Annotated in this window: 1 protein-coding gene; it reads left to right on the forward strand. The window is 68.7% G+C overall.

The genetic code is table 11. The features are described from left to right. The coding region (locus tag ONA70_RS36145; protein ID WP_265010965.1) for a hypothetical protein at positions 1-1,737 on the forward strand (1,737 nt) is incomplete at both ends.

Raw genomic sequence — 1,737 nt, forward strand, 5'->3', positions numbered from 1 at the left:
GAGGGTGCGTTCTCCCACGTCTTCGTGGTCAACAACCGCGCCGCCGCCACCAACCCCAAGCTCGCGGCCCTCGACCTGACCACCACCACCAAGGGCGTCACCCTGACCGCCGACGTCACCGGCAACATCACCGGCCGCGACCGCACCGGCCGGACGGTGCTCACCGCCCCCGCGCCGCGGATGTGGGACTCCGCCGCCGCCACCACGCCGGCCGCCCGGGGCACCCTGTCCACCACCGTCGCCCCTGGCCGAACCGCCCGAACCGCCCCGATCGGGGTGAAGGTCGCCGCCGGCAAGCTGCACCTGACGCCGGATGCGAAGCTGCTGACCGACGCGAAGACGGTCTTCCCGGTCTACGTAGACCCGACCTTCACCTGGACCCCGATCGGCGAGTCGAAGTCCGGTTGGGCGACGATCTCGTATCAGGACCAGTCGACGAATTACTGGAAGCGCACTCCCGACCTGATCGGGCGGATGCAGGTCGGCAACGCCGGCAGCCAGCGGTCCAACACGCTGATCAACTTCTCGGTCCCCTACGGCACCCTGGCCGGGGCCGAGATCTACGACGCCATCTTCAAGATCACCAACACCCGGTCGTGGAACTGCACCGCCAAGACCGTCTACGTCTACGGCCCCGGCACGACACTGTCCTCGTCCAACGCGACCTGGAACTACTGGGAAGGCGTCAGCAAGGGCACCGCGATCGCCTCGAAGAGCTTCGCCTACGGCTATTCCGGCTGCGCCGAAGCCGCGGTCTCCTTCGACATCACCGACCAGATCAGCGCCGACGTCACCAACAAGAAGGCCACCCGCACCCTGTGGATGGTCGCCGCCAACGAGGCCACCGACACGGAGAGCTGGAAGGAGTTCCTGGAGACCAGCCCCACCCTGACCATCCGCTACAACCACAGGCCCAACAAGCCCACCGGCCTGACCACCTCCCCCATGACCGCCTGCGCCGGCGGCTCGACCGTCGGTGACGGCACCGTCTCGCTCTACGCCCCGGTCTCCGACCCCAACGGCGGCACCCTCGGCGTCAGCTTCAAACTCTGGAAGACCGACGACAAGGCGGAAACCGCGATCGCCTCGTCCGACTCCAGCCAGCTCACCTACTCCTCCGGCAGCACCGCGGTGCTGGTCGTACCCGTCGACAAGCTCCGCACCGCCGCCGGCGGTGCCGTCACCAAGTTCTCCTGGAAGGTGCAGACCACCGACTTCCGCATCTCCAGCGAGGTCTCGGACCCCTGCACCTTCTCCTTCGATCCCACCCGTCCGGGAGCACCGACCGTCCCCACGGTCGCCGACGGCACGACCACCATCGGCCAGGCCTTCACCATCGACGTCACGCCACCGACCAGCGGGGTGGGCGGCTACATCTACCAGCTCAACGCTGGTCCGCCGGTCGATGTGACCCCGGACGCTGCCGGCAAGGCCACCATCACCGTCACTCCGACCCGGTTCACCAACACCCTCACCGTCACCGCCGTGTCCGGTGGCGGGAACATCGGGGACACGGCGGCCATCACGTTCAACTCGGCACCGGCCGCCGTCGCCGCCGACGGGGACCTCACCGGCGACAACGCTCCTGACCTCTTCACCGTCGGTGCCGCCAACGACCTGCCGTCCGGACTGTGGCTCGGCGCCGGCGGGACCGAGGGATCCGCACTGCCGGGCACCAACATCGGGGCCCGGGGCAACGGGTTCACCGGCGAGAACCTGCCGTCGGACTTCGACGGA

Origin of the sequence: Micromonospora yasonensis, from assembly GCF_026013475.1 — a bacterium.
GTDB classification, from domain to species: domain Bacteria; phylum Actinomycetota; class Actinomycetes; order Mycobacteriales; family Micromonosporaceae; genus Micromonospora; species Micromonospora yasonensis.